This is a genomic window from Pseudomonas syringae group sp. 26L6, from assembly GCF_032587815.1.
In the GTDB taxonomy this organism is placed as follows: domain Bacteria; phylum Pseudomonadota; class Gammaproteobacteria; order Pseudomonadales; family Pseudomonadaceae; genus Aquipseudomonas; species Aquipseudomonas amygdali.
The window spans coordinates 78526-100887 of record NZ_JAWHPJ010000020.1 but is presented as its reverse complement, the minus strand read 5'-3'; the positions used below and the strand labels follow the sequence as shown (position 1 = coordinate 100887).

Annotated in this window: 21 protein-coding genes; 8 read left to right on the top strand and 13 right to left on the bottom strand. The window is 56.6% G+C overall.

From position 1 onward, the window contains the following. Nucleotides 1–271: 271 nt before the first annotated feature. Complete coding sequence (locus tag RYA97_RS11390; protein WP_005746573.1) at nucleotides 272–1177, top strand: hypothetical protein; 906 nt, start codon at nucleotides 272–274, stop codon at nucleotides 1175–1177. Nucleotides 1178–1227: 50 nt separating this feature from the next. Here RYA97_RS11390 and RYA97_RS11385 read toward each other — a convergent pair whose 3' ends face one another. Beyond that, entirely contained in the window at nucleotides 1228–1917 is a 690-nt protein-coding gene (locus RYA97_RS11385) for a hypothetical protein (RefSeq protein WP_005779263.1), read from the bottom strand. A gap of 178 nt (nucleotides 1918–2095) precedes the next feature. Further along, nucleotides 2096–2809: a hypothetical protein gene (locus tag RYA97_RS11380; protein ID WP_005741120.1), complete on the bottom strand. Its 714-nt coding sequence runs from the start codon at nucleotides 2807–2809 to the stop codon at nucleotides 2096–2098. A gap of 204 nt (nucleotides 2810–3013) precedes the next feature. On the opposite strand from RYA97_RS11380, the gene RYA97_RS11375 reads away from it, so the two are divergent. Beyond that, nucleotides 3014–3946 carry a hypothetical protein gene (locus RYA97_RS11375; protein ID WP_010200907.1) on the top strand — a complete coding sequence of 311 codons (933 nt, stop codon included), beginning with the start codon at nucleotides 3014–3016 and terminating at the stop codon, nucleotides 3944–3946. A 65-nt stretch (nucleotides 3947–4011) separates the two neighbouring features. On the opposite strand, the gene RYA97_RS11370 is transcribed toward RYA97_RS11375, so the two are convergent. Continuing rightward, on the bottom strand, nucleotides 4012–5142 hold the full coding sequence (locus RYA97_RS11370) for an OpgC domain-containing protein (RefSeq protein ID WP_005741010.1): 1131 nt from the start codon (nucleotides 5140–5142) through the stop codon (nucleotides 4012–4014). A gap of 294 nt (nucleotides 5143–5436) precedes the next feature. Between RYA97_RS11370 and RYA97_RS11365 the strand changes: the two genes are divergently transcribed. The 3 genes from RYA97_RS11365 to RYA97_RS11355 all read left to right on the top strand — a co-directional run bounded on the left by RYA97_RS11365 (nucleotide 5437) and on the right by RYA97_RS11355 (nucleotide 7369). Next, on the top strand, nucleotides 5437–5718 hold the full coding sequence (locus RYA97_RS11365; protein ID WP_002554875.1) for a type B 50S ribosomal protein L31: 282 nt from the start codon (nucleotides 5437–5439) through the stop codon (nucleotides 5716–5718). 152 nt (nucleotides 5719–5870) lie between these two features. Then, on the top strand, nucleotides 5871–6962 hold the full coding sequence (gene ddlA, locus RYA97_RS11360; protein WP_004658205.1) for a D-alanine--D-alanine ligase: 1092 nt from the start codon (nucleotides 5871–5873) through the stop codon (nucleotides 6960–6962). Beyond that, nucleotides 6959–7369 (top strand): NUDIX hydrolase, encoded by a 411-nt coding sequence (locus RYA97_RS11355; RefSeq protein ID WP_005741011.1) that lies wholly within the window; start codon nucleotides 6959–6961, stop codon nucleotides 7367–7369. The genes ddlA and RYA97_RS11355 overlap by 4 nt, the downstream gene beginning before the upstream one ends. A gap of 38 nt (nucleotides 7370–7407) precedes the next feature. Here RYA97_RS11355 and metR read toward each other — a convergent pair whose 3' ends face one another. Further along, complete coding sequence (gene metR / locus RYA97_RS11350) at nucleotides 7408–8325, bottom strand: transcriptional regulator MetR (RefSeq protein ID WP_002554872.1); 918 nt, start codon at nucleotides 8323–8325, stop codon at nucleotides 7408–7410. A gap of 106 nt (nucleotides 8326–8431) precedes the next feature. On the opposite strand from metR, the gene RYA97_RS11345 reads away from it, so the two are divergent. From RYA97_RS11345 to RYA97_RS11335, 3 genes are all read left to right on the top strand, one after another. Continuing rightward, on the top strand, nucleotides 8432–9166 hold the full coding sequence (locus tag RYA97_RS11345; RefSeq protein ID WP_005741012.1) for a 5-methyltetrahydropteroyltriglutamate--homocysteine methyltransferase: 735 nt from the start codon (nucleotides 8432–8434) through the stop codon (nucleotides 9164–9166). Nucleotides 9167–9289: 123 nt separating this feature from the next. Continuing rightward, on the top strand, nucleotides 9290–10282 hold the full coding sequence (locus tag RYA97_RS11340; RefSeq protein WP_080164866.1) for an alpha/beta fold hydrolase: 993 nt from the start codon (nucleotides 9290–9292) through the stop codon (nucleotides 10280–10282). Nucleotides 10283–10363: 81 nt separating this feature from the next. Further along, a complete protein-coding gene (locus RYA97_RS11335) occupies nucleotides 10364–11011 on the top strand; it encodes a DsbA family oxidoreductase (protein WP_054076910.1) in 648 nt (215 codons plus the stop codon). Nucleotides 11012–11142: 131 nt separating this feature from the next. Here the strand turns inward: RYA97_RS11335 and RYA97_RS11330 are convergent, their stop codons facing one another. The 9 genes from RYA97_RS11330 to glpK form a co-directional block, all read right to left on the bottom strand. After that, nucleotides 11143–12471: a sigma-54-dependent transcriptional regulator gene (locus RYA97_RS11330; RefSeq protein WP_002554868.1), complete on the bottom strand. Its 1329-nt coding sequence runs from the start codon at nucleotides 12469–12471 to the stop codon at nucleotides 11143–11145. A 15-nt stretch (nucleotides 12472–12486) separates the two neighbouring features. After that, nucleotides 12487–14412, bottom strand: a complete 1926-nt coding sequence (locus tag RYA97_RS11325; protein ID WP_005741014.1) for an ATP-binding protein — start codon at nucleotides 14410–14412, stop codon at nucleotides 12487–12489. Nucleotides 14413–14467: 55 nt separating this feature from the next. Beyond that, nucleotides 14468–15202, bottom strand: a complete 735-nt coding sequence (locus RYA97_RS11320) for an amino acid ABC transporter ATP-binding protein (protein ID WP_002554866.1) — start codon at nucleotides 15200–15202, stop codon at nucleotides 14468–14470. After that, nucleotides 15199–15867: an amino acid ABC transporter permease gene (locus RYA97_RS11315; protein WP_170947361.1), complete on the bottom strand. Its 669-nt coding sequence runs from the start codon at nucleotides 15865–15867 to the stop codon at nucleotides 15199–15201. The genes RYA97_RS11320 and RYA97_RS11315 overlap by 4 nt, the downstream gene beginning before the upstream one ends. Beyond that, complete coding sequence (locus RYA97_RS11310) at nucleotides 15864–16610, bottom strand: amino acid ABC transporter permease (protein ID WP_005741015.1); 747 nt, start codon at nucleotides 16608–16610, stop codon at nucleotides 15864–15866. The genes RYA97_RS11315 and RYA97_RS11310 overlap by 4 nt, the downstream gene beginning before the upstream one ends. 130 nt (nucleotides 16611–16740) lie before the next feature. Then, complete coding sequence (locus RYA97_RS11305; RefSeq protein WP_004664079.1) at nucleotides 16741–17655, bottom strand: glutamate/aspartate ABC transporter substrate-binding protein; 915 nt, start codon at nucleotides 17653–17655, stop codon at nucleotides 16741–16743. Between the two features lie 347 nt (nucleotides 17656–18002). Next, nucleotides 18003–19541, bottom strand: coding sequence for a glycerol-3-phosphate dehydrogenase (gene glpD / locus RYA97_RS11300; RefSeq protein WP_046832734.1), 1539 nt, complete (start codon nucleotides 19539–19541; stop codon nucleotides 18003–18005). 440 nt (nucleotides 19542–19981) lie between these two features. Further along, nucleotides 19982–20737: a DeoR/GlpR family transcriptional regulator gene (locus tag RYA97_RS11295; protein ID WP_003363617.1), complete on the bottom strand. Its 756-nt coding sequence runs from the start codon at nucleotides 20735–20737 to the stop codon at nucleotides 19982–19984. A gap of 99 nt (nucleotides 20738–20836) precedes the next feature. Continuing rightward, entirely contained in the window at nucleotides 20837–22342 is a 1506-nt protein-coding gene (gene glpK / locus RYA97_RS11290) for a glycerol kinase GlpK (protein WP_002554859.1), read from the bottom strand. Nucleotides 22343–22362 lie beyond the last annotated feature (20 nt).

The window sequence follows — 22362 nt, the reverse complement described above, 5'->3', positions numbered from 1 at the left end:
GATTGGCTGAGACGATGCCTGGACTGGCATGGCTTGTATGCATTTTCGTCTAAGCACAGGGTTTGACTGAAAAAATATCAGTCATAGATAAGCGCCTGAAAAGCATTCTTTATAAATCAAGGCGTTGGACTTATAAAATATTATTGGTTATTTGTAGGACGTTTCCGATAATTGTTTCCAACGCTTGATCTCGAATTAAACAGGTGATTACGTCCGGTTTTGTCAGTGGCAATGATGCCCTGATTAGCTAATCCCTATCGAGATCAACAAAATGAAAAACAAGAAAAACAAGGCAGGTCGTGCGTTTGTGTCTGGATTGCTCTTGGCAATGTCTTATCACGCCATGGGTCAAGTAGAAGGAGCTCCTGTCGTCAGTCAACAACCAATGTTGCAGGAACAGGCTGTACAAAACCCAAGCCATTCGAATCCTGTGGTGCTGTCGGACAAGATTCATCAGATCAGTCATATTCTGGAGAATACTTCGGCAGTTCATCAGTATAATTTCACCGCTGCGCGCGGCCAGAACGTACTGATTACAACGCCGGATTCGGATTACGACCAGAAATGGAGGTTGGAGTATCAGGTTGATGGCGGCCGGTGGCAGCCCAAGCGTCATTCATCGGCGCAGAGAATCGAAGGGCTTAATCCTGGTTCACAAGTCAATATACGTATTGTCGCGACTGACGGTGCCAGGTTTGATACCACTGATTACAGCGTGGTGTTTGGCTCGTTTCCTCATATGCGTTATGACTTGCACCACGAAGAGGGCTTCAGGTTGATTCCGTATGGTTTCACCAAACCCGCTTTTCTGGCGACTCAAGCGCTCACAGAGGCAATGCTCGAGGTTACGTTTACCGACAGCAAGGCTTTTCCGCTGGAGGGCGGTGTATTTGATTTCGAGCTCAGTATCAAACATCACCAGGCTAACGGACAATACACCTCGGACAGTTCGGGGAAAATAATACAGCGGGTAACGTTTAAACGCTGCGAGGGCGGCTTGCTCGCTGATAATTTCACTCACCTGAGTGAAAACGGGCGAGAAACCTGGAGTACTCGCTACGAGCCAAAAAAGTATTGGGCTAATAATAGGCTCGCTGAGCAATTGGCGGATAAACCTCATGTGTACAATTTGGGGCTGATTTGCAATCGCTGGCTGATCAACTGGTCAAGGAGCTGACTTAAAAAACGCTCTGTCTGCCGTAGGCGCTACAGAGCGTTTTCTGACCATCAGGCCCTTGTATCGATCAAGTGTGTCGAACCTTTTTCTGCTTTTTCTTTGATCTGACTTATCCAGATTTCACTAGGGTCATCTTTTTTGCTGAGTGCTATTTTTCCAAGATCAATGATGTTTTGAAAATTTAGCAGGTCAAGTTTATAGGTTCCTTTGAATGTGTCTGTGTCATGGTCAGCCAGCGTCATGAGGATTTTGGCATGCGTGATCGCAGCATCCTTGAGGTGGGTTTTTTGGTTGATGGCATCTGATAAATACTTGATTTCATTGATGCCTAACTTATCGTCCAAGTCTATTATTTTAAGCTCGGCATCATCGCCTATCGTATAGCTGAAATTTTTACCCGTCAGGTCGGGGCGCAAATCTATAAGCTCCGCTCTGAACTCTTGGTAGAAACAGGATTGTAATTCCGACATGAGCAATGCATCCACATTAAGGTGCTCTAGATAAAGCTCTTTTGTCATTGGGCGAATGACTTTTTTAGTCGGGTCTCTCTCGTCGGGATGATTGGAGGTGAATTGCAGCCACGGCTCTTCCTCACGCGTGTAGAAAGCATTTGCAAACTCTTCTTTTTTACTCAGTGCCGGTTTATCCTCAGGCGATCGTGTGAGGGGTTCTGTTTGGAGGGGGTTCAAGGGACGTGATGGAGGAAGTAAAAAGTCGGAAGTAATAGTGCTAATGTACATTTTCTGCTCCTTGCTGAATAATTGTATCGTTCTTGTTATCGGTAAATGAACGAGATTCTTGGGCTGATAAAGCTGTGGGATAAATCCTGCTTACAGGCTTTGTGTGATTTGCGTCACGAAACAATGGCATGCCACTGGCTATTTCGAGCGAAATATCAACGGCCTGTATTTGCATTCATCAAACGTGCACATCAACCAGAGGTTTTGGTTCTTCCTCACGCTTCGGCGCATAGCGCTCGATCTGGTAAATAATCGTGTCCATGAAATTGCCAATATGGTTGCGGCTGAAGATCTGTCCGTAGTCGATGACTTTGCTGTAACTCTCCAGATTGAGGGTGTGCTGGTTACCGAATTTTTCCGTGTAATGGTCGAGTAGCGTCATCACAATTTTTGCGTGCGCACGCAGATCCTCTTTCAGTTGTTGACGTTCGTTCAGCTTCTCGGTCAGGTACGTGAACTCCGCCGGCGTGAGTACCTCGTCCGGGTCGGTCACCTGAATGTCCTGATTAAAGCCCAGCGTGAAGCCGAAATGCTTTTTTGACAGCTCTGTATTGAGGTAAAAAAGCTGCTGCTTGAAATCGTGGAAGTTGTCGTACATACGGCATATGGTTTGGTCAAAATCCTTAATGTGGTTTTCCAGATACCTGGCTCGGATATCTTTTGCTTCCTTTTCAGACATGTTCTCTAAAATAGCGCGTCCTGCCGCCGAATTTTTGTAGCTGGAAAACCAAGGTGTCTCTTCGGTCGTATAGAATTCAGCGTTCGGGTCACGCGGTTTTTTTTGTTCTGGCTCTGTAGGGAGCTTGTTCAAAGGGGGCGAGGCTATCTCGTTTTTTTTATCAAACAGGGTTTGCCATTCTTGTGCGGAGATGTAGTTAGGGCCGATATTCATTGTGCACCTGATTTTCTGTAGTCAATTTACTAACGGCACGAACAGGGAAAACTTGCGCTGAGAAGAGTGTAGGAATATTCCCAGGTTGCTGGGGTGGCAATTGTTTTGTAGGAAGTTTCTTTGTTTTTCGTTTTGCTATTGACCTTGAGATTGGATTTCTATTACGTCCTATTTTAGTTGTTTTATTAATATTAGGAGCGTCACATGAATAATCTCAAGGCAGCAAAGATTTTGGCATTTTCGTTGTTGGCATGCGCTTTACACCCGCAAGCGATAGCACACGAAGTGGGGCGGAATATTTTAAATGGGCAGGCAAGTGAGGCGGAAGTTTTAGAGGGATCTGGCGAGGTTAGAACGGAAGAGGCAGTAGAACCTAAATTTACTGAGCTGCCTGACAAATTTAATATTATCAAGGATTCATTGGTAAGCGCAGCGGACAGCCACTATTACGGCTTCACAGCATTGCGCGGGCAAAAGGTGTTGATTCAAGGGCATCTGTCCGGATCTGCTCAGTTGGAAATTCACGATGGCGCTAAATGGAATATGCTCGCCAGTGGTCAGAAAATGGTGCTCTCTTCTTTGACTCTTGGGCAGGATGTAATTGTTCGGGTGTCTCATAACGAGTCCAGTGCTTTTGTACAAGGTTCTACCTATGGCCTGATACTGGGTTCATTTCCAAAGGTCACCTATGCTCGCCTGCGAGATCAGCCATATGGTATGTCAAGAATACCTCCGGATGCGTCTACCCTGGGGCCGTTATCTGCTCAAGGAATAAGTAACGTTGTTCTGGAGATTGATATGACTGATTCGACAGGGACGCCCCTGGAAGGGGGCATTGCGTCATACTCAATTGATCTGCCGAAGTCCGATAAGTCTCGTCCCACTGGCCTTGTGAAGACTGACGCATCCGGTAAAGTCCGCACAGTGGTAGATATTGGCCGCTGCGTCGGTGGTAACGATGCAGATGTTTTTGCAGAGAAAGACAGATGGACACATATTTGGCGCACCCAATATTTTGAAGGTGGTTGGGTGGTGGATAATCCGTATGCTTTAAATACTGGCCTTGACACACCTCATCCTGATAAAGGGCAAGTCGGACATATCTGTCATCAGAGACTGATCAAAAGTACCCCGTAAGTAAATGTGTAAAGAAGACTGGCAAATGCGTTTTGCCAGTCTTTGTATTTGCAATGCTCCTTCCTTTACACCGCTATGGCGGCCTTATATCTCCCCAGCCGCTTATTCAATTCCAACCCATTGGCCATCAACATCATCAAGCCCAGCCCGACAATCGCGGTAGTCACCTGCATAGGCCATGTATCACCTGCCAGTGCGTTTGCCATGTCTGCCAGTGGCGCGAGCAATACGCCCAGGCAGAATACTTCCAGCGAATAACGGCCCATGCGGCAGGTCTGGCGGGCGGGCCAGTTTTCGAGCCAGGCGCTTGAGGTCGGCAGCAGTCGGGCGACGACGTAGACCAGTGCAAGGAAGTGCAGCAGGCGCGCGGGTGCTAGGTCGGTCTTGCTGATGGGGTACAGGGCGTCGAGGTGCAGGGTCGAGACGATTGCAGTGTGCAGGCCGGGCCATTTTTCGCTGAAGGTCAGCATCCCGGCGATCAACACGTAGATGGCGGCCATCAGGAACAGCGGTTGTTGGCGCAACGGAGAGTGTACGGCGGGTGTGGCTGTTTCGCTGCGCAATGCACAGGCACCGCCGAGAATGAACAGCAACTGCCAGGCCACCGGATTGAAATACCACACGCCACCGCCTTCATAGGCACGCAGGTTCCAGCCGAACAACGGCACCATCAGGTACAGGGCAATCGACAGGCCGACCGCCAGTTCCAGTTTGCGCAGCATCAATGGCAAGGTCAGCGGCAAGGTCAGCAACAGCACGATATACAGCGGCAACGGGTCGGTCAGGTTGGGCTTGAAACGCAGCAACAGTTCATCGGCCAATGCCTGTTGCGGGTTGCCGACGAAGTATTCAAGGCCCATCTGCTGGACCATGTCGCGCGTCTCGACATGATTGTTGGCGACGAAGACGATGCCCATCAGCAGGGTCAGCAGAAAGATATGCACCACATACAGCACCCAGGTGCGGCGCAGGATCCGCACGCCAGCCACCAGCATGCCGTCGCGCCGGGCGATGCGTCCATAGGCCAGGATCGATGCGTAACCGGCAAGAAAGACAAAGATTTCCGCTGCGTCGCTGAAGCCGAAGTTGCGTACGGTCAACTGCGCGAGCGGGTTGTCCGGCACGTGATCCCAGAATATGAAGATCAGCGCCAAGCCGCGAAAGAAGTCGATTCGATGATCGCGTCCGTTAGTCATAACGGTGGACTCTTGAAAGTGCTAATGAGTAAAGATCGGCCACAGAGGCTCAGGTTCCAGGCCAGCGACCAGTGACGTTCGGCGGCGCGGCAGGGTGCCGTTAATTCGGCCCGATTGCAAAAGCACGCTATTACAGAATGTCTCTGGCGCGCTGGTTCTGGCGGTTTCAGGACGACAGTTGCTGCACGCGCGCGTTCGATCAAGCTCGCCAATGATAGCAATCAACAGCAATCATTCTCATCTTCTGTTATGTTACTGTATAACGATTGCAGTCAACTCACTGGAGAGCTAATCATGAAACCCGACATCCATCCCGCTTACCGTACTGTGCTGTTCCACGATACCGCTGCCGACGTCTACTTCCTGATCGGCTCGACCGTAGACACAGACCGTACGCAGCAGCACACCGACGGCAACACCTATCCTTATGTCGCGCTAGACGTGTCCAGCGCCTCGCACCCGATGTATACCGGGCAGCAGCGCAAGACCACCAACGAGGGCCGGATCGCGGGTTTCAACAAGCGTTTCGCCACCTTCGGCTCTGGCGGCAAGAAAGAAACCGCAGCGGCTCAATGAGCTGTCTGACCTCCCGGTGATGGGCATTTCGCATGGATTGCCCACCACCGGGGTTTTTTTTGCCTGAATTCCAGGCGTATGGCCAATCATCTGCTGGACTAACAGCCAACATTGCTTTTATCTTCGCGGCCTGAAAAACAGGAGTAACCGCTTTGAAAAAGTCAGTCGCCATCGTTTTCGGTGGGCAATCCAGCGAGCATGAGGTTTCGTTGCAGTCGGCACGCAACGTGATCAATGCGATTGATCGTGAACGCTATACGCTGACCCTGATCGGCGTCGACAAGCTGGGCCGCTGGTTGCGCTTCGACGAGGCCGACTACCTGCTCAATGCCAATGATCCTGCGCGGATCAAATTGAGTGCATCCGGCAAGCAGTTGTCGCTGTTGCCTGGCAGCACTGGTGGCCAGTTTGTCGAGGTCGAGACAGGCAAGCCACTGGCAGCCATTGACGTGGTATTTCCGCTGATCCACGGCGCGTTTGGTGAGGACGGTGCGTTGCAAGGCGTGCTGCGCATGCTGGCCGTTCCGTTTGTCGGCGCTGACGTACTCGCCTCGGCGGCGTGCATGGACAAAGACGTGACCAAGCGTCTGCTGCGCGATGCAGGCATTGCTGTCGCGCCGTTCATGGTGCTCAGCCGTGGGGAAACCCTGTCGTTCGCCGATGCAGCCACGCAGTTGGGCCTGCCGATGTTTGTCAAACCGGCCAATCAAGGCTCGTCGGTAGGCGTCAGCAAAGTGTCTGACGAGGCCGGCTTCGTGGCTGCACTGGCATTGGGTTTCGAATTTGACCACAAGCTGCTGATCGAGCAGGGCATCGTCGGCCGGGAAGTGGAGTGCGCGGTACTGGGTAACTTCGATGCGCAGGTCAGTGTCTGTGGCGAAGTGATTGCCAACGACGAGTTCTACGCCTACGACACCAAGTACCTGAATGGTGATCAGGCGCGCATCGCGATACCCGCCGAGTTTCCTGCCGATCTGAGTGATCAGGTGCGTGAAGTCGCGTTGCAGGCTTACAAGGTGCTGGGTTGCGCAGGGCTTTCGCGGGTCGATTTCTTCGTTACCGACACGCGTGACATCATCATCAATGAGGTCAACACGCTGCCTGGCTTCACTTCCATCAGCATGTACCCCAAGCTCTGGCAGGCCAGCGGTCTGACCTACGCCGAACTGATCCATCGCCTGATCGTGCTGGCCCTTGAGCGCGCTGATCAGGCGCGTTTGCTGAAAACGGAAATCTTTGCATGAAGATAATCCGCATCGCGGCGGCGCTGCTGATCGGCACAGACGGCCGGACCCTGCTGGTGCGCAAGCGCGGCACTCAGGCATTCATGCAACCGGGCGGCAAGATCGAACCTGGCGAACCGGCACCGCGGGCGCTGGCCAGGGAGCTTGAAGAAGAACTCGGGCTGATCATCGATCCGCAGCAGGCGCTGTTTCTCGGCGAGTTCGTTGCACCGGCTGCCAATGAGCCAGGTTTTGAGGTGTGTTGTCAGCTTTACGAGGTCAGATCTGATGCCCAGGTTCTGCCCGCCGCCGAGATCGAAGAAGTACTCTGGGTCGGCACAGACAGTCTTGCGGATGTGCATCTGGCTCCGCTGACACGCGACCTGATCCTGCCGTTGTACCGCCAGCGGCAAACCCGAGCGAACTGAACCCGTGTCGTCCTGTGCCTTGGCGCAGGACGATACTGTCAGCGAACCACGCTAACCCCGTCCAGCGTCGAAAACGAGGTGTCCTTGGCGGTCAGCAGGAAATCGCGCATGTACGGCGCGTCGAGCATGTCGGCGCGAATACCGGCATACAGCGTTGCGAACAGCCCTTTCTCACCCAGGCGCTTGGCCTTCACATAGCCGCGTGAGCTGTATTCATGCAGCGCCCAGTGCGGCATCCCACAGACCCCGCGTCCGCTGGCGACCAGTTGCATCATCATCACCGTCAATTCCGAGGTTCGTACCTGTGCAGGCTCGATATCGGCGGGCTCCAGAAAACGGGTAAAGATGTCCAGTCGGTCGCGCTCCACCGGGTAGGTGATCAGCGTTTCGCTGAGCAGGTCTTCTGGAACAATGTACGGCCGGCCCGCCAGCGCGTGTTGATTGGCCACCGCCAGCATCGCTTCATAGGTGAACAGCGGCACGTAGGTGATGCCGGGCAATTCCAGCGGGTCGGACGTCACCACCAGGTCCAGGTCACCACGCGCCAGCGCGGGCAATGGTGCAAACGAGAAGCCGGAAGACAGGTCCAGTTCGACCTCGGGCCAGGCATCGCGGAACTGGTCGATGGTCGGCATCAGCCATTGAAAACAGCTGTGGCATTCGATTGCCATGTGCAGCCTTCCCGCAGTGCCGCCTGCCAGACGGGCGATGTCACGCTCGGCACTGCGCAGTTGCGGCAGCATGGAATCGGCCAATTGCAGCAGGCGCAGACCGGCGCTGGTAAACCGTACCGGTTTGGTCTTGCGCACAAACAGCGGCATGCCCATGCGCTCTTCCAGTTCCTTGAACTGATGGGACAGCGCCGACTGCGTCAGATGCAGGCGTTCGGCGGCCTCCACAAGGCTGTCGGCCTCGCGCAGGGCGTGCAGGGTTTTGAGGTGGCGTATTTCAAGCACCGTCAGTGCTCCATGAGCAGTATTTGTGATCAACACGAAAAAAATGAGTTTGTCTCATGTTGTGTCAGCTGTCGACAATAGACCCATCTTTTATGGAGGACGCATCGTGGCCCTGACTCAATACCCTGACTATTTTCACATTGGCGCAGACTGTGAATTGCAGCACGCTCTGCAGGCTTTCTGGAAACAGGATCAGGGTGTTTCGACAACTGACGCCGAACTGCGCACCTGGTTGATGGCGCGTTACCCGCGGCAGGTGCCACACCTGAAACGCGACCAGCGTTTTCAGCCTGATTGGGCACCGCTGCTGGCGAGCGTCGCTGAAGCGTGCGAGCAAGGCCGCAAGCCCGCATTGATCGGTCCTCTGACACTGCTCTGGCTAAGTGACGTTCAGGGTGACCAGGTAGATCGCCTCGACCTGCTGGAGCATCTGCTGCCGGTGTATGGCGAGATCTTCGGGCGTCTGGCGGCGCGCGGTGTCGAGTGGATTCAGATCGACGAACCGATCCTGGCGCTCGATCTGCCGCTGGCATGGAGCAACGCCTTCGAACGTGCCTATCACATTCTTCAGTATTCGCCGTTGAAGAAGCTCATTGGCCTTTATCACGGTGACCTGCGGCCCAACCTGGGTGTCGCGGCCTTGTTGCCGGTTGCAGGGTTGCATCTGGACAGCGTGACCGAACCGGAGCTGCTGGCTCCGGTGTTTGATCGTCTGCCGGTTTACAAGGTCCTGTCCTTGGGCGAGTGCGACACGCATTCGGGCTGGCACCAGGAGTCCCTCCTCGAAGCGCGCGCCCGTTTTGGAGAAAACCTGATGGTGGCGGATCAGTTCGCCGCGTAACGCAACACCCGATTAACGACCACTCAGCGCCATTCATCAAACTGTCACGCAAGTGTGGCAGCGCGCTTGGCGAAACATCATCAGACTCGCGGCCCACTGGGGATCTGTTTTTTGGTGTTTTTCATGCGGGTTTTAATTTTTCTGGCCGCGCTTCTGTGCGGCTTGCCGTCTTTTGCGGCCGATCGTTGTGATGTCGATGTTCCTGTACAGCATGCTGACCTTAAAGAGGTACGAATTGCCTATCAAAGCATCGGCAGTGAGTCCGACCCTGCCTTGCTGTTGGTAATGGGCCTTGGCGGGCAGTTGATTCATTGGCCGGACGAGGTTGTGGTTGCGCTGTGTCAGCAGGGCTACCGGGTGATTCGCTACGACAATCGCGACGTCGGTCTGTCTACCTGGGTGCAACAGCCAGCCGAGGCCAACCTGACCTTTGAAGTGCTGCGCTACAAGCTGGGCCTGCCGGTCTCTGCGCCGTATTCGCTGACCGATATGGCCGATGATGCCTTGGGCCTGATGGACGCCTTGCAGATTCGCCAGTTTCACGTTCTTGGCGCGAGCATGGGCGGCATGATTGCCCAGCACCTGGCCGATCTGGCCCCGTCGCGGGTCGAAAGCCTGACGCTGATCATGACCAGCTCCGGTGCGCAGGGCTTGCCTATGCCCAGTGCGGCGTTGATGCAACTGCTGGCGCGGCGCGGCGCACCCAACCGGGAAATGGCCATCGAGCAGCAGGCCGATCTGCTTGCAGCGCTGGGCAGCCCGCAGGTCAAGGATGATCGCCAGCAATTGCTGCATCAGGCTGCGGTGTCCTACGACCGGGCCTTCAATCCCGAGGGCGTCAAGCGTCAGATCATGGCGATTCTGGCCGAGCCGAGCCGGGTGGAGTTGCTGAACCGTCTGCGCCTGCCGGTTCTGGTGGTGCATGGCACGGCTGATCCATTGTTGCCGGTCATGCATGGTGTGCACGTGGCCGCGCATATTCAGGGCAGCCAGTTGCGCCTGATTCCGGGGCTGGCGCACCGTTTTCAGGAAGCCTTCAAGGCACCGTTGCTCGGGGCGGTGCTGCCGTACCTGAAAGCCCAGCATGAAGACGGTCGCAGCCTTGCCCAACTGTAAACCCTGCCCGGTTGTCAGGCACTGACAGAGGTGTATCGTATGGCCCTTGCTTATTGAATCTGCTGACTGAAAAGGGCCGACATGACGACTGCACTGAAGATCGATTTCATCTCCGATGTTTCCTGCCCCTGGTGTGTCATCGGCCTGCGCGCGCTGGATCAGGCGCTGGAGGCGCTGGGTGATGAAGTGCAAGCGCACATCCACTTCCAGCCTTTCGAGTTGAACCCGAACATGCCTGCCGAAGGGCAGGACATCAAAGAGCACATCGCCGAAAAATATGGCTCTACGCCAGAACAGATCGAAGGTATTCACGAGACAATTCGTGAGCGCGGTGCCGAGCTGGGCTTCACCTTTGCCAAGGGCGAGCGACGTATCTACAACACGTTCGATGCTCATCGCCTGTTGCACTGGGCCGAACAACAAGGCAAGCAGTACGCATTGAAGCAGGCGCTGTTCGAAGCCTATTTCAGTGACCTGAAAGACCCGTCCAGCCACCAGACTCTGGCAGACGTAGCGCAGAAGGTCGGCCTGGACCGTTTGCGTGCTCAGGCCATCCTCGACAGCGGCGAGTACACCGCAGAGGTCCGCGAAGCCGAGCAACTCTGGACATCCCGCGGTATCACCTCCGTGCCGACCATGGTCTTCAACGACCAGTACGCGGTATCGGGCGGGCAGCCGGTTGAAGTGTTCGTCAGCGCGATCCGGCAGATGCTCAGCGAGTCGAAGTAAGGTACTGCCTGAGCGGGATCGGTGTCGTGCGGACGCCTATCGTTCCGCACGCTCCAGCGTGGGAATGCAGTGGGTGACGCTCTGCGTCACAGATCTGCGCGATACCGCACACTCAAGATTGGACACAGTGCTCAAAGCCCGTATTTCTTGACCTTGTCGAACAAGGTGGTCTTGGCCATGCCCAGTTCCTGACTGGCCTGGCTGAGGTTGCCGCCGCTGCGTTGCAGGGCCTCGCTGAGCAGGGATCGTTCGAAGGCCTCAACCGCTTCGGCAAACCCCAGGCTTTGATTTTCACTGACCGTGCCTGCCTGTTTGAACGCCGGCAGACCCAAGGCAAACCGCTCGGCTACGTTGCGCAGTTCCCTCACGTTACCCGGCCAGTCGTGGCTCATCAGGCTTGAACTGGTCTGTCTGTCCAGCGTCGGCGGCTCACGGTCGAAGCGCAATGACGACAACTGCAGGAAGTGTTCGAACAGTTGCAGAATGTCTTCGCGGCGCTCACGCAATGGCGGCAGCTCCAGCGTGACGACGTTCAGACGGTAATACAGGTCGCTGCGGAACTGACTGGTCTTGCTCAGTGCATTGAGGTCGGATTTGGTCGCCGCAATGACCCGGCAATCCACTGCAACACTTTGGTTCGAACCAAGCCGCTCCAGAGTTCGTTCCTGGAGGACGCGCAACAGTTTGATCTGCAGGTTGACCGGCATGCTTTCCACTTCATCGAGAAACAGCGTGCCATTGTGGGCGTGTTCGATCTTGCCGATGCGCCGCTTGCCCGCGCCGGTAAATGCATTGGCTTCGTGACCGAAAATTTCCGACTCGAACAGGCTTTCTGCCAGCCCGCCGCAATTGAGTGCCACGAACTGACTGTCCTTGCGTCGGCTGAAGTCGTGCAGGCAGCGCGCGACGAGCTCCTTGCCGGTGCCGGTCTCGCCTTCGATCAGCACATTGGCCGACGTATCGGCGACGTTGGTAATCAATGCACGCAGGTTTTGCATGGCGGGGGAGCGGCCGATGATTCGGCCTTCCAGCGAATCGCGTTCGGCCAGTTGCTTGCGCAACGCCCAGACTTCCCGGGCCAGCCCGCGCTGCTCCAGCGCGCGCCGGGTGACGTCGACCAGGCGCTCGGGAGAAAAGGGTTTCTCCATGAAATCGTAAGCACCATCGCGCATTGCGTTGACGGCCATGGTGATGTCGCCGTGGCCGGTGATCAGCACCACCGGCAGGCTGCTGTCACGCGCCTTGAGGCGGCTCAGTAATTCCAGCCCGTCGATACCCGGCAAACGAATGTCGCTGATGACGATACCGGCAAAATTGTCACCGATGCGCTTGAGGGCGTCTTCGGCGCTGGATACGCCTTCGCTGGCAATGTCTTCCAGCGCCAGCGCCTGCTGGCAGCCGAGCAACACATGCGGGTCGTCTTCGACGATCAGCACGGTCAGGTCGCTGTTGATGCTCATGGGTGTCGTCTCATGTCAGTCCACCTGGGCCGGGCCGCTCGGGCGATTGTCGGTCGGGGCATCGGGGACAAACGGCAGGCTCAGGACAAATGTTGTGCCGCCGTCACCTGGGTGCTCTGCGCTCAGGCTGCCCCCGGCTGCGGCGGCGAGGCTCGCCGACAGGGTCAGGCCCAGTCCCAGGCCTTGTTCGCCGGGTTTGGTGGTGAAGAAAGGTTCGAACAGGTGCTTGCGGGTTTCGGTATCGATGCCGTGCCCGTTATCACGTACCCGCAAGCGATAACGCCCGTCTTCAATTGACCCGGTGAGCCACAATTCGGGCGCTGGCTGGTTGAACATGGCGTCCAGCGCATTGCCGATCAGATTGACCAGGATCTGTTCCAGGCGGGTCTGGTCGATGCTCAGGGTGGCGTCGACGAAGTCTCGGTGTAACGTCAGGCCAGACTGCTCCAGGCGTACGCCCAGCAACTGCGCCGCAGCCTCGACGGCCTTGCTCAGTTGCGCCTGGCCCTGATCGTCGCCGCGTCGGGCGAATGCGCGCAGGCTGGCGGTAATGCGGCCCATGCGGTCGACCAGATCATTGATGGTGCGCAGGTTGGCACTGGCGGTGTCCAGCGCGCCTCGCTCAAGAAAACGCACGGTATTGCCGGACAAGGTGCGCAATGCCGCCAGAGGCTGGTTCAATTCATGAGCGATGCTGGTCGACATCTGGCCGATGGCTGCCAGCTTGCCAGCTTGCACCAACTCGTCCTGGGCTCTGCGCAGGGTGTCTTCAGCCTGTCTTCGTTCGCGAATCTGCGCCTTGAGGCGTTCGTTGCTGGCTCGCAGGTGTTCGGTACGCTCGGCGATCTTGCGTTCCAGCTCATTGTTCGCAGCCTGCAGCGCCTCTCTGGCCGCCAGTCGGGTCGAGATCACCTTGCGCCGCTCGTTCCAGGCAATCAGCAGAAAGGTCACCAGGGCGCAGGCCACAGCTACCAGCATGCCCTGATTGGCCGCTTCACGGCGCAGGTCTTCCAGTGGCGTAAGCAGCGTCAGATGCCAGGCGGTATCGCTCAGCGGACGGCTCTGGGCCAGATAACTGACCTGCTTGTGCTCCCGATCGACGCTGACGTTGGCCGGGAAAACAAGCTTTTCGACGCCTTCGGAGAGGGTTTCCCGTTCCAGTGGCACCAGTTCGTTAAGCGGCCACCAGTAATATTGCAGGCTGCGGGCCAGGCGTTCCTTGACCTGCGGGGTGAGCGGTCGTACTGACTTCAGGCGCCGAGCCGGGTCGCTCGAGAGGATGATGATGCCGTTCTCGTCGCTGACAAACGCCTCCAGGCGAGCACGCTGCCAGCGTTCTTCCAGTGCTTCCAGGCGTACTTTGATCACGGCGACGCCGATGATCCGGCCTTTGTCTTCCAGCCCGTGGGCCAGGTAGTAGCCCGATTCGCCCGTGGTGGTGCCGATGCCGTAAAAACGGCCGGGCAGTCCGCGCACCGCGTCCTGAAAATAGGCGCGGAAGGACAGGTCTTCACCCTGATAGCTGTCGGAATCACGCCAGTTACTGGTGGCCAGCACCCGACCGGTGGTGTCCATCACATAAATGGCGCGGCTGCCGCTGCGTCGGTTCATCCCTTCCAGATAACGGTTGACCTGCTGCTGAAGCTCGGGACTTGGCTTGTTGAGCAACTGCGACACGCTGGATTCAAGCTCCAGCACGCTGGGTAAATAGGTGTATTTGCTGATTTCGCTCTCGACCGTGCGGGCATGTAGCTCCAGCTGGCGCTCACCGGTCTCGCGCAGGCTCTTGATACCGCTGTGTTCGCTTATCAGGTAGGCGATATAGCCCAGTCCGATCATCAGCATGAGGATCAGCGGCGGTAAAAACAGTTGGCGTATCAGACGAGGTTTCACGGCGAGTGATGGCGGCGCGGCGCGATACAGAGTGGGGTCGCATTTCATCACAGTCGTCCTGAACCGAACAGCTGCCCGCGAATGCGCGGGCAGCCGGCATTACCTAGTGCTGGAGAATCTTGGCGAGAAATTGCTGAGCGCGTTCCGAACGTGCGCTGACGTCACCGAAAAACTCTTCTTTTTCGCAGTCTTCGACAATCTGTCCCTTGTCCATGAAAATCACCCGATTGGCGACCTTGCGAGCGAAGCCCATTTCGTGGGTCACGCACATCATGGTCATGCCTTCGTGCGCCAGTTGTACCATCACGTCGAGCACTTCGTTGACCATTTCGGGGTCCAGCGCAGACGTCGGTTCGTCAAACAGCATGACCACCGGGTCCATCGCCAGGGCGCGAGCGATGGCAACACGCTGTTGCTGACCACCGGAAAGCTGCCCGGGATGCTTGTGCGCATGCTCGGAGAGACCGACGCGGTCCAGCAATTTCAGGCCTTTTTCGGTCGCTTCGGCCTTGCTGCGACCCAGTACCTTGATCTGCGCGATGGTCAGGTTTTCGACAATGCTCAGGTGCGGGAACAGTTCGAAGTGCTGAAACACCATGCCGACCCGCGAGCGCAGTTTTGGCAGGTTGGTCTTCGAGTCGGAAATCGATGTGCCGTCGACGACAATGTCGCCTTTTTGAAACGGTTCCAGCGCATTCACGCATTTGATCAGGGTCGACTTGCCGGAACCGGAGGGCCCGCACACCACAACCACTTCACCTTTGCTGACCTCGGTGCTGCAATCGGTCAGCACCTGGAAGTCGCCATACCATTTGTTGACGTTTTTGATGGAAATCATACGGCAAACCTTTTTTGCAGACGCTTCACCAGCAGCGAGGCGGCAAAGCTGATCGTGAAATACACCAGACCGGCAATGATCAGGAACTCGTTGGCGCGCCCGATGATGTCGCCACTGGAGCGCGATGCATTGAGAAAGTCCACAAGGCCCACGGTGTACACCAGAGAGGTGTCCTGGAACAGAATGATGCTCTGTTGCAGCAACAGCGGCGTCATCTTGCGAAACGCCTGGGGCAGGATGATCAGTCGCATCATCTGCGAGTAATTCATGCCCAGCGCCTGGGCTGCGCCCATCTGTCCTTTGGAAATCGACTGCACGCCGGCACGGACGATTTCGCAAAAGTACGCGGCTTCGAACATCATGAAGGCCACGACACAGGAAGCGAAGGCCCCGATGGGCGTGTCTTCACCGGTAATCCAGCGCAACACGAATGGCACTGCGAGGTAGAACCAGGTGATCACCAGCAGCAGCGGGATCGAACGGAAGTAGTTCACGTAAGCGCCAGCCACATTGGCCAGCAGCTTGTTTGATGACAGGCGCATCAACGCCAGCAAAGTGCCAAGCACCAGGCCGCCGACAACACCCATTGCCATCAGCTTGAGGGTCATGACCATGCCGTTCCACAGGCCGGGAATGGCCGGAACGATTCCAGTGAAGTCCATTATTTGCCCCCCAGCGAGATGAGTCCGGGTACAGCGACTTTCTTCTCGATCATGCGCATCAGCAGCATCAGGCTCATGTTCAGCGTGAAGTAGATGAGGGTGGCGAGCGTAAAGGCTTCAAACAGGTTGGCGGAAAACTCGGCGGTCTGTTTGGTCTGCGCGAGCAGCTCCATCAGGCCGATCAGCGACGCTACCGACGAGTTCTTGAACACGTTCAGGAATTCGGAAGTGAGCGGCGGAATGATGATCCGGTAAGCCTGTGGCAACAGCACGTTCCAGTAGATCTGCGGCAGCTTGAAGCCCATTGCACGCGCGGCCGATTCCTGGCCCTTTGGCAGTGCTTCAATGCCGGTACGCACCTGTTCGCAGACCCGTGCAGCGGTAAACAGACCCAGGCAGACCACCACGCTCAGGAACGCTGAGGTAGTCGGGTTGAGGTCCTGCTTGTACCACTCCTGCAGGTTTTCCGGCAGCAGGTCGGGCACCAGAAAGTACCAGATGAACAGCTGCACCAGCAGTGGCACATTACGGAAAACTTCCACGTATACCGTGGCAATACCCGACACCAGACGGCTTGGTACGGTGCGCATGACGCCCAGTACCGAACCCAGTATCAGGGCAATGATCCAGGCAACGACAGCAATGGCGATGGTCCAGCCCAGGCCGGATATGAACCAGTCCAGATAGGTCTCGCTGCCGACGCCGGTGGACTTGAAGAACACGCCCCAGTCCCAGTTGTAATTCATCAGGGTCTCCCCCTATTTTTCTATTTATATCGAGATGCACGCACTGTCGGACTTCGAGAGTGAGGAGCCGGTCCCGAACAGGTTTTGCCTGCCCGGGATGCGATCAGTTCAGGCTGGCTGAACCGGTTGCTCAGGCTTTCTTGTCTTCTGCGGCCTTGTCGGTCGGGTTCTGAATCAGTTCCTTGAGCTTGTCGCTCATCGGGAAATTCAGATTCAGTCCTTTAGGCGGGACGGGGGACATGAACCACTTGCTGTAGATGGCGTTGATGTCGCCAGACTTGTAGGTGGCAACAATGGCGTCATCCACTGCCTTCTTGAACGGGGCATCGCCCTTGCGGACCATGCAGCCGTAGATTTCGTAGGATTGCGCAGTACCGGTCACTGCCCAGTCATCCGGCTTCTTGGCCTTGGCCATCTCGCCGGCCAGCAGCGCGTCGTCCATCATGAATGCGACCGCACGGCCAGACTCAAGCATCTGGAAGGATTCGCCGTGGTCCTTGGCCGAGATCACGTTCATGCCCATCTGCTTGTCGGCGTTCATCGCCTTGAGGATGCGCTCGGAAGTTGTGCCCGCGGTGGTCACGACGTTCTTGCCTTTCAGGTCATCGAAGTCTTTGTAGCTGGAGTCTTTTTTCGACAGCAGGCGCGTGCCGACTTCGAAGATGCCGATGGAGAAGTCGACCTGCTGCTGACGCTCGACATTGTTGGTGGTAGAACCACATTCAACGTCGACGGTGCCGTTCTGAACCAGCGGAATACGGGTCTGAGACGTTACCAGGTTGTACTTGACCTTGAGGTCAGGCATGTCGAGGTCTTTCTTGATGGCTTCGACGATTTTCAGCTGGATGTCATGCGAGTAGCCCATCGGTACGCCAGAAGCGTCTGCGATGTAGGAAAACGGAATGGACGCGTCACGGTGGCCCAGCGTGATGGTGCCGGATTCCTTGATTTTCTTCAGGGTGCCGGTAAGTTCGGCGGCGAAAACCGGGGTGCTGATCAGAGCGGCAGTGATTGCTACGCCCAACAGATGGGGAACGATGCGCATTGATGAATCCTTGATTTCATTTTTATTGATGGGGCCGCAATGTGAGTCGGCCCTCTTCTTGGCGAATGCTTCAACGGCGTCCAGATCCAGACACACGCCCTGTCGAAACGCTCGGTTCAGAGTGTAGAGCATGAGTCGTGCCAAGCAGCTTGAATCAATCAAGGCTATGAATTTAAAGGATTTTATTCGTGGTTGAATGCGACGCCCGGAATCGAAGCGTCCGGGAAGCCGAATCAGGCAGAGCGAAATGTTCGGAAAACCGAATGCAGCCGGGTATTCAGGGGAGGGCGGTGCAGAGGAACAAACCTGTTCGCCGCGCGATGGACGAACAGGTGGTATGCGAGCTATCAGGCAGCCTCGATAGCGCCCTTGTTGCGCACAACAGTTTCCAGGTAGCTGCGCACAGCGGCCTGTTCTTCAGGCGTAGTGAACAGGCCAAGCTTGGTTCGGCGCCACAGGATGTCTTCGATGCTGGTAGCCCATTCCTGGTCGCACAGGTAATCGACCTCTCGGGTGTACAGACCTGCACCCAGATGCTGGCCGAGGTCTTCCAGACCTTGCGCGCCTTCCAGCAAGCGCCAGCTGCGGCTGCCGTAGGTAATCGCCCAGCGTTTGGCGATAGGCGCGGGCAGCCAACTGAAGCGACGGGTCATTTCTGCTGCCAAGGCTTCTGGCGTGGTCATGTCTTCGCCGCCTGGCAGTGCTGCCTTGGCCGTCCAGCTCGGTTTCATCTGCTTGAAGAACGGTGCCAATTGCGTCATCGCCGATTCGGCCAGTTTGCGGTAGGTGGTCAGCTTGCCGCCGAACACCGACAGAATTGGTGCCTCGTCCGCGCCGCCTGACAACGAAAGCGTGTAATCACGGGTAATGGCAGACGGATTATCGGACTCGTCGTTGCACAGCGGGCGCACGCCAGAGAATGTGTGGAGCACGTCTGCGCGACTCAACTGTTTCTTGAAGTGGTCGTTGGCCACTTTCAGCACGTAATCCATCTCGCCTTCGGTGATGTCCACCTTGTTCGGATCGCCCTGATACTCACGGTCGGTGGTGCCGACGATGGTGAAGTGCTCCAGGTACGGAATCGTGAACACGATGCGCTTGTCTTCGTTCTGCAGAATGAACGCGTGCTCACCCTCGTACAGTTTCGGCACGATCAGGTGGCTGCCTTGAATCAGGCGGATGCCGTAAGCCGAATCGAGCTTGAGGTCTTCACGGATGAACTTGGCCACCCACGGGCCTGCCGCATTGACCAATGCCTTGGCGTGGATCGAGAACAGGCTGCCGTCGCTGCGCTCAAGATGCAGATGCCACATGCCCTTGATACGGCGGGCGCTGACACAGCGAGTCTGAGTATGAATGTGCGCGCCGTTTTCACGCGCTGCCATGGCGTTGAGCACCACCAGACGAGCGTCATCGACCCAGCAATCGGAGTATTCGAAGCCACGGGTGATGCTCGAGTTGAGCGGGCTGTCCGCACCAAAACGAATGGTTTTCGAAGCGGGCAGCTTTTCGCGCTTGCCGAGGTTGTCATACAGGAACATGCCGGCACGAATCATCCACGCTGGACGCAGGTGCGGGCGGTGCGGCAAGACAAAACGCATGGGTTTAACGATGTGCGGCGCCTTGGCAAGCAACACTTCGCGCTCTGCGAGTGCCTCGCGGACCAGGCGGAATTCGTAGTGCTCAAGATAGCGCAGGCCGCCATGAATCAGCTTGCTGCTGGCCGAGGACGTGTGGCTGGCCAGGTCGTCCTTTTCGCAAAGAAAAACCGACAGGTCGCGACCGGAGGCATCCGCCGCAATACCGACACCATTGATGCCACCGCCAATAACGGCGATGTCGTAAACCTCGGAGAGGGGTTGGGTTGGCACGGTAGTGTGGGGCATTGGTGGCCTCCTGGACAATTCGTGAGTAAAGCTCGAAAGGCGAATCTGAACATTAATGTTCACTTTCGAAAATAATAGCTCAATAAAATTGCCCTTGCCAGCACGTATCGATTGAAAATACTGATGGTGGAGTCAGGAAAAGAACAAAAATGAACATTGTAGGGCGGGATGTTATGCGCGGGATGATCGTACTTTCTGATGCTTTTCGTTCTGCACGTGCCAGCCTAGACACCTCTCGTGTCTCAGGCTCCAGCGGGAATGCAGATCGCGACGCTCTGGTCGCACGAGGACGCAGAGCGTCCAGAAAGGCATGCGACGCGGAGCGTCGCACGATATTCGGCGCTCTGCGTCACACATCTGCGCCGCGCCTCATATTCAGGATAGGGCGCAGAGTGTCCAGAACGGCATGTGTAATCGCGGAAACCACTCGTTCCTGACAATCACACTACTTCCAGACGAATTTTGTGCTGATTCAGCAACTGCTGCAGCGCGGGCACAGGTGGCTGATCGGTTACCAGGCAGTCGATGAGGGTGATTGGCCCCAAGCGGACCATTGCATTGCGCCCGAACTTGCTCGAGTCAGCCGCCAGCAGCACTTTGCGTGCGTTGGCGATGATCGCCTGGGAAACCCGTACTTCCTGATAATCGAAATCCAGCAGGCTGCCGTCTTCATCAATACCGCTGATGCCGACCAGGGCGAAGTCCACCTTGAACTGGGTAATGAAGTCGATACTTCCCTGGCCCACGACGCCGCCGTCACGACGCACATTGCCGCCAGCTATCAGGACCTCGAAATCATCCTTGGTACTTAGGATCGATGCCACATGCAGGTTATTGGTGATGATCTTCAGGTTGTTGTGGTTGAGCAGGGCGCGGGCGATGGATTCGGTGGTGGTGCCGATATTGATGAACAACGAGGCGTTGTCCGGGATCTGTGCGGCGATGGCCTCGGCGATCCGTTGTTTTTCGTCGCGCATCTGATCCGCACGCATGGCGTAGGCGGTGTTTTCGATGCTGGAGTCATAGGCCGCGCCGCCGTGGTAGCGACGCAGCAGATTCATTTCCGCCAGTTGATTGATATCACGGCGGATGGTTTGTGGGGTCACGACGAACAGCGTCGCCATTTCCTCAATGCTGACGTAACCACGGTCACGGACCAGTTCGAGGATCTGTTGTTGGCGGGGAGGCAGGTTCATTGTTTTTCCTTGAGCGCCCTCTGCAAATGGCGCCCATCATGCCGCAGGCAAGTGTGACCTGTCAGCCGGAATCCTGTCCCCTCCGCACAACAGCGGGTATCACTCTTCGTTTTCGTGCGGTTCCCAGTCACGGGTCCGCGCGACAGCTTTTTGCCAGCCCGCGTAGAGTTTCTCGCGGTGGGCCTCTTCGCAGGAAGGTTCGAACACGCGCTCGATCACCGCCTTGTTGCGCAACTCGTCCAGGCTGCTCCAGAACCCGATCGCCAGACCGGCCAGGAACGCGGCGCCCAAGGCTGTTGTTTCACGCATTTGCGGGCGTTCAACGTGGGTGCCGAGAATGTCCGCCTGGAACTGCATCAGGAAGTTGTTGGCCACGGCACCGCCGTCCACGCGCAGTGACTTGAGGCGTTCGCCGGAGTCCTGCTGCATCGCATCAAGTACGTCGCGGGTTTGATAGGCGATGGATTCCAGCGCTGCACGGATGATGTGATCAACCTTCACGCCACGGGTCAGGCCGAACAGTGCGCCTCGTGCATACGGGTCCCAGTAGGGCGCACCCAGACCGGTGAACGCCGGCACCAGATACACGCCGTTGCTGTCCTTGACCTTGCTGGCAAAGTATTCGGTGTCCAGCGCGTCGTTGATGAGTTTGAGTTCGTCGCGCAGCCACTGCACGGTCGAGCCACCGTTGAACACGGCGCCTTCCAATGCGTAAGCCACTTCACCGCGAGGCCCGCAGCCAATGGTAGTCAGCATGCCATGCGCCGATTTCACCGCTTTCTTGCCGGTGTTCATCAGCAGGAAGCAGCCGGTGCCGTAGGTGTTCTTGGCTTGGCCGGGTTCGACACACATTTGGCCGAACAGCGCCGCCTGTTGGTCGCCTGCGATACCGGCAATCGGGATGCCGCTCTTGCTGTGGCCGTAGACCTCGGAAGAGCCTTTGACTTCTGGCAGGATCTCACGCGGGATATCCAGCACATCGAGCATGCGCTGATCCCATTCCAGTGTATGGATGTTGAACAGCATGGTCCGCGAGGCGTTGGTGTAGTCGGTAACGTGCACCTTGCCGCCGGTGAATTTCCAGATCAGCCAGGTATCGATGGTGCCGAACATCAGTTCGCCTTTGCGGGCGCGCTCGCGGCTGCCTTCGACGTTGTCCAGGATCCACTTGACCTTCGAGCCGGAGAAGTACGGGTCAATCACCAGGCCTGTAGTGTCCTTGATGTACTCCTCAAGACCGTCACGCTTGAGCTGCTGGCAGATCTCGGTGCTGCGTCGGCACTGCCAGACAATTGCGTTGTAGATAGGGCGGCCGGTATCGCGCTCCCAGATGACGGTGGTTTCGCGCTGGTTGGTGATACCGATTGCAGCGATCTGGTTATGGTGCAGATCAGCCTGCGCCAGCGCCTTGGTCATGCATGCAGTCTGAGTGGCGAAGATTTCCATCGGGTCATGCTCGACCCAGCCTGCCTGCGGATAGTGCTGTACGAATTCGCTTTGGGCAGTGCTCACCACGTTGGCATCGCGGTCGAAAATAATGGCGCGCGAGCTGGTGGTGCCCTGGTCAAGAGCAATGATGTAGTTCTTGTTCTGTGTGTCAGTCATGTCGATTGCCTTGCATTGTT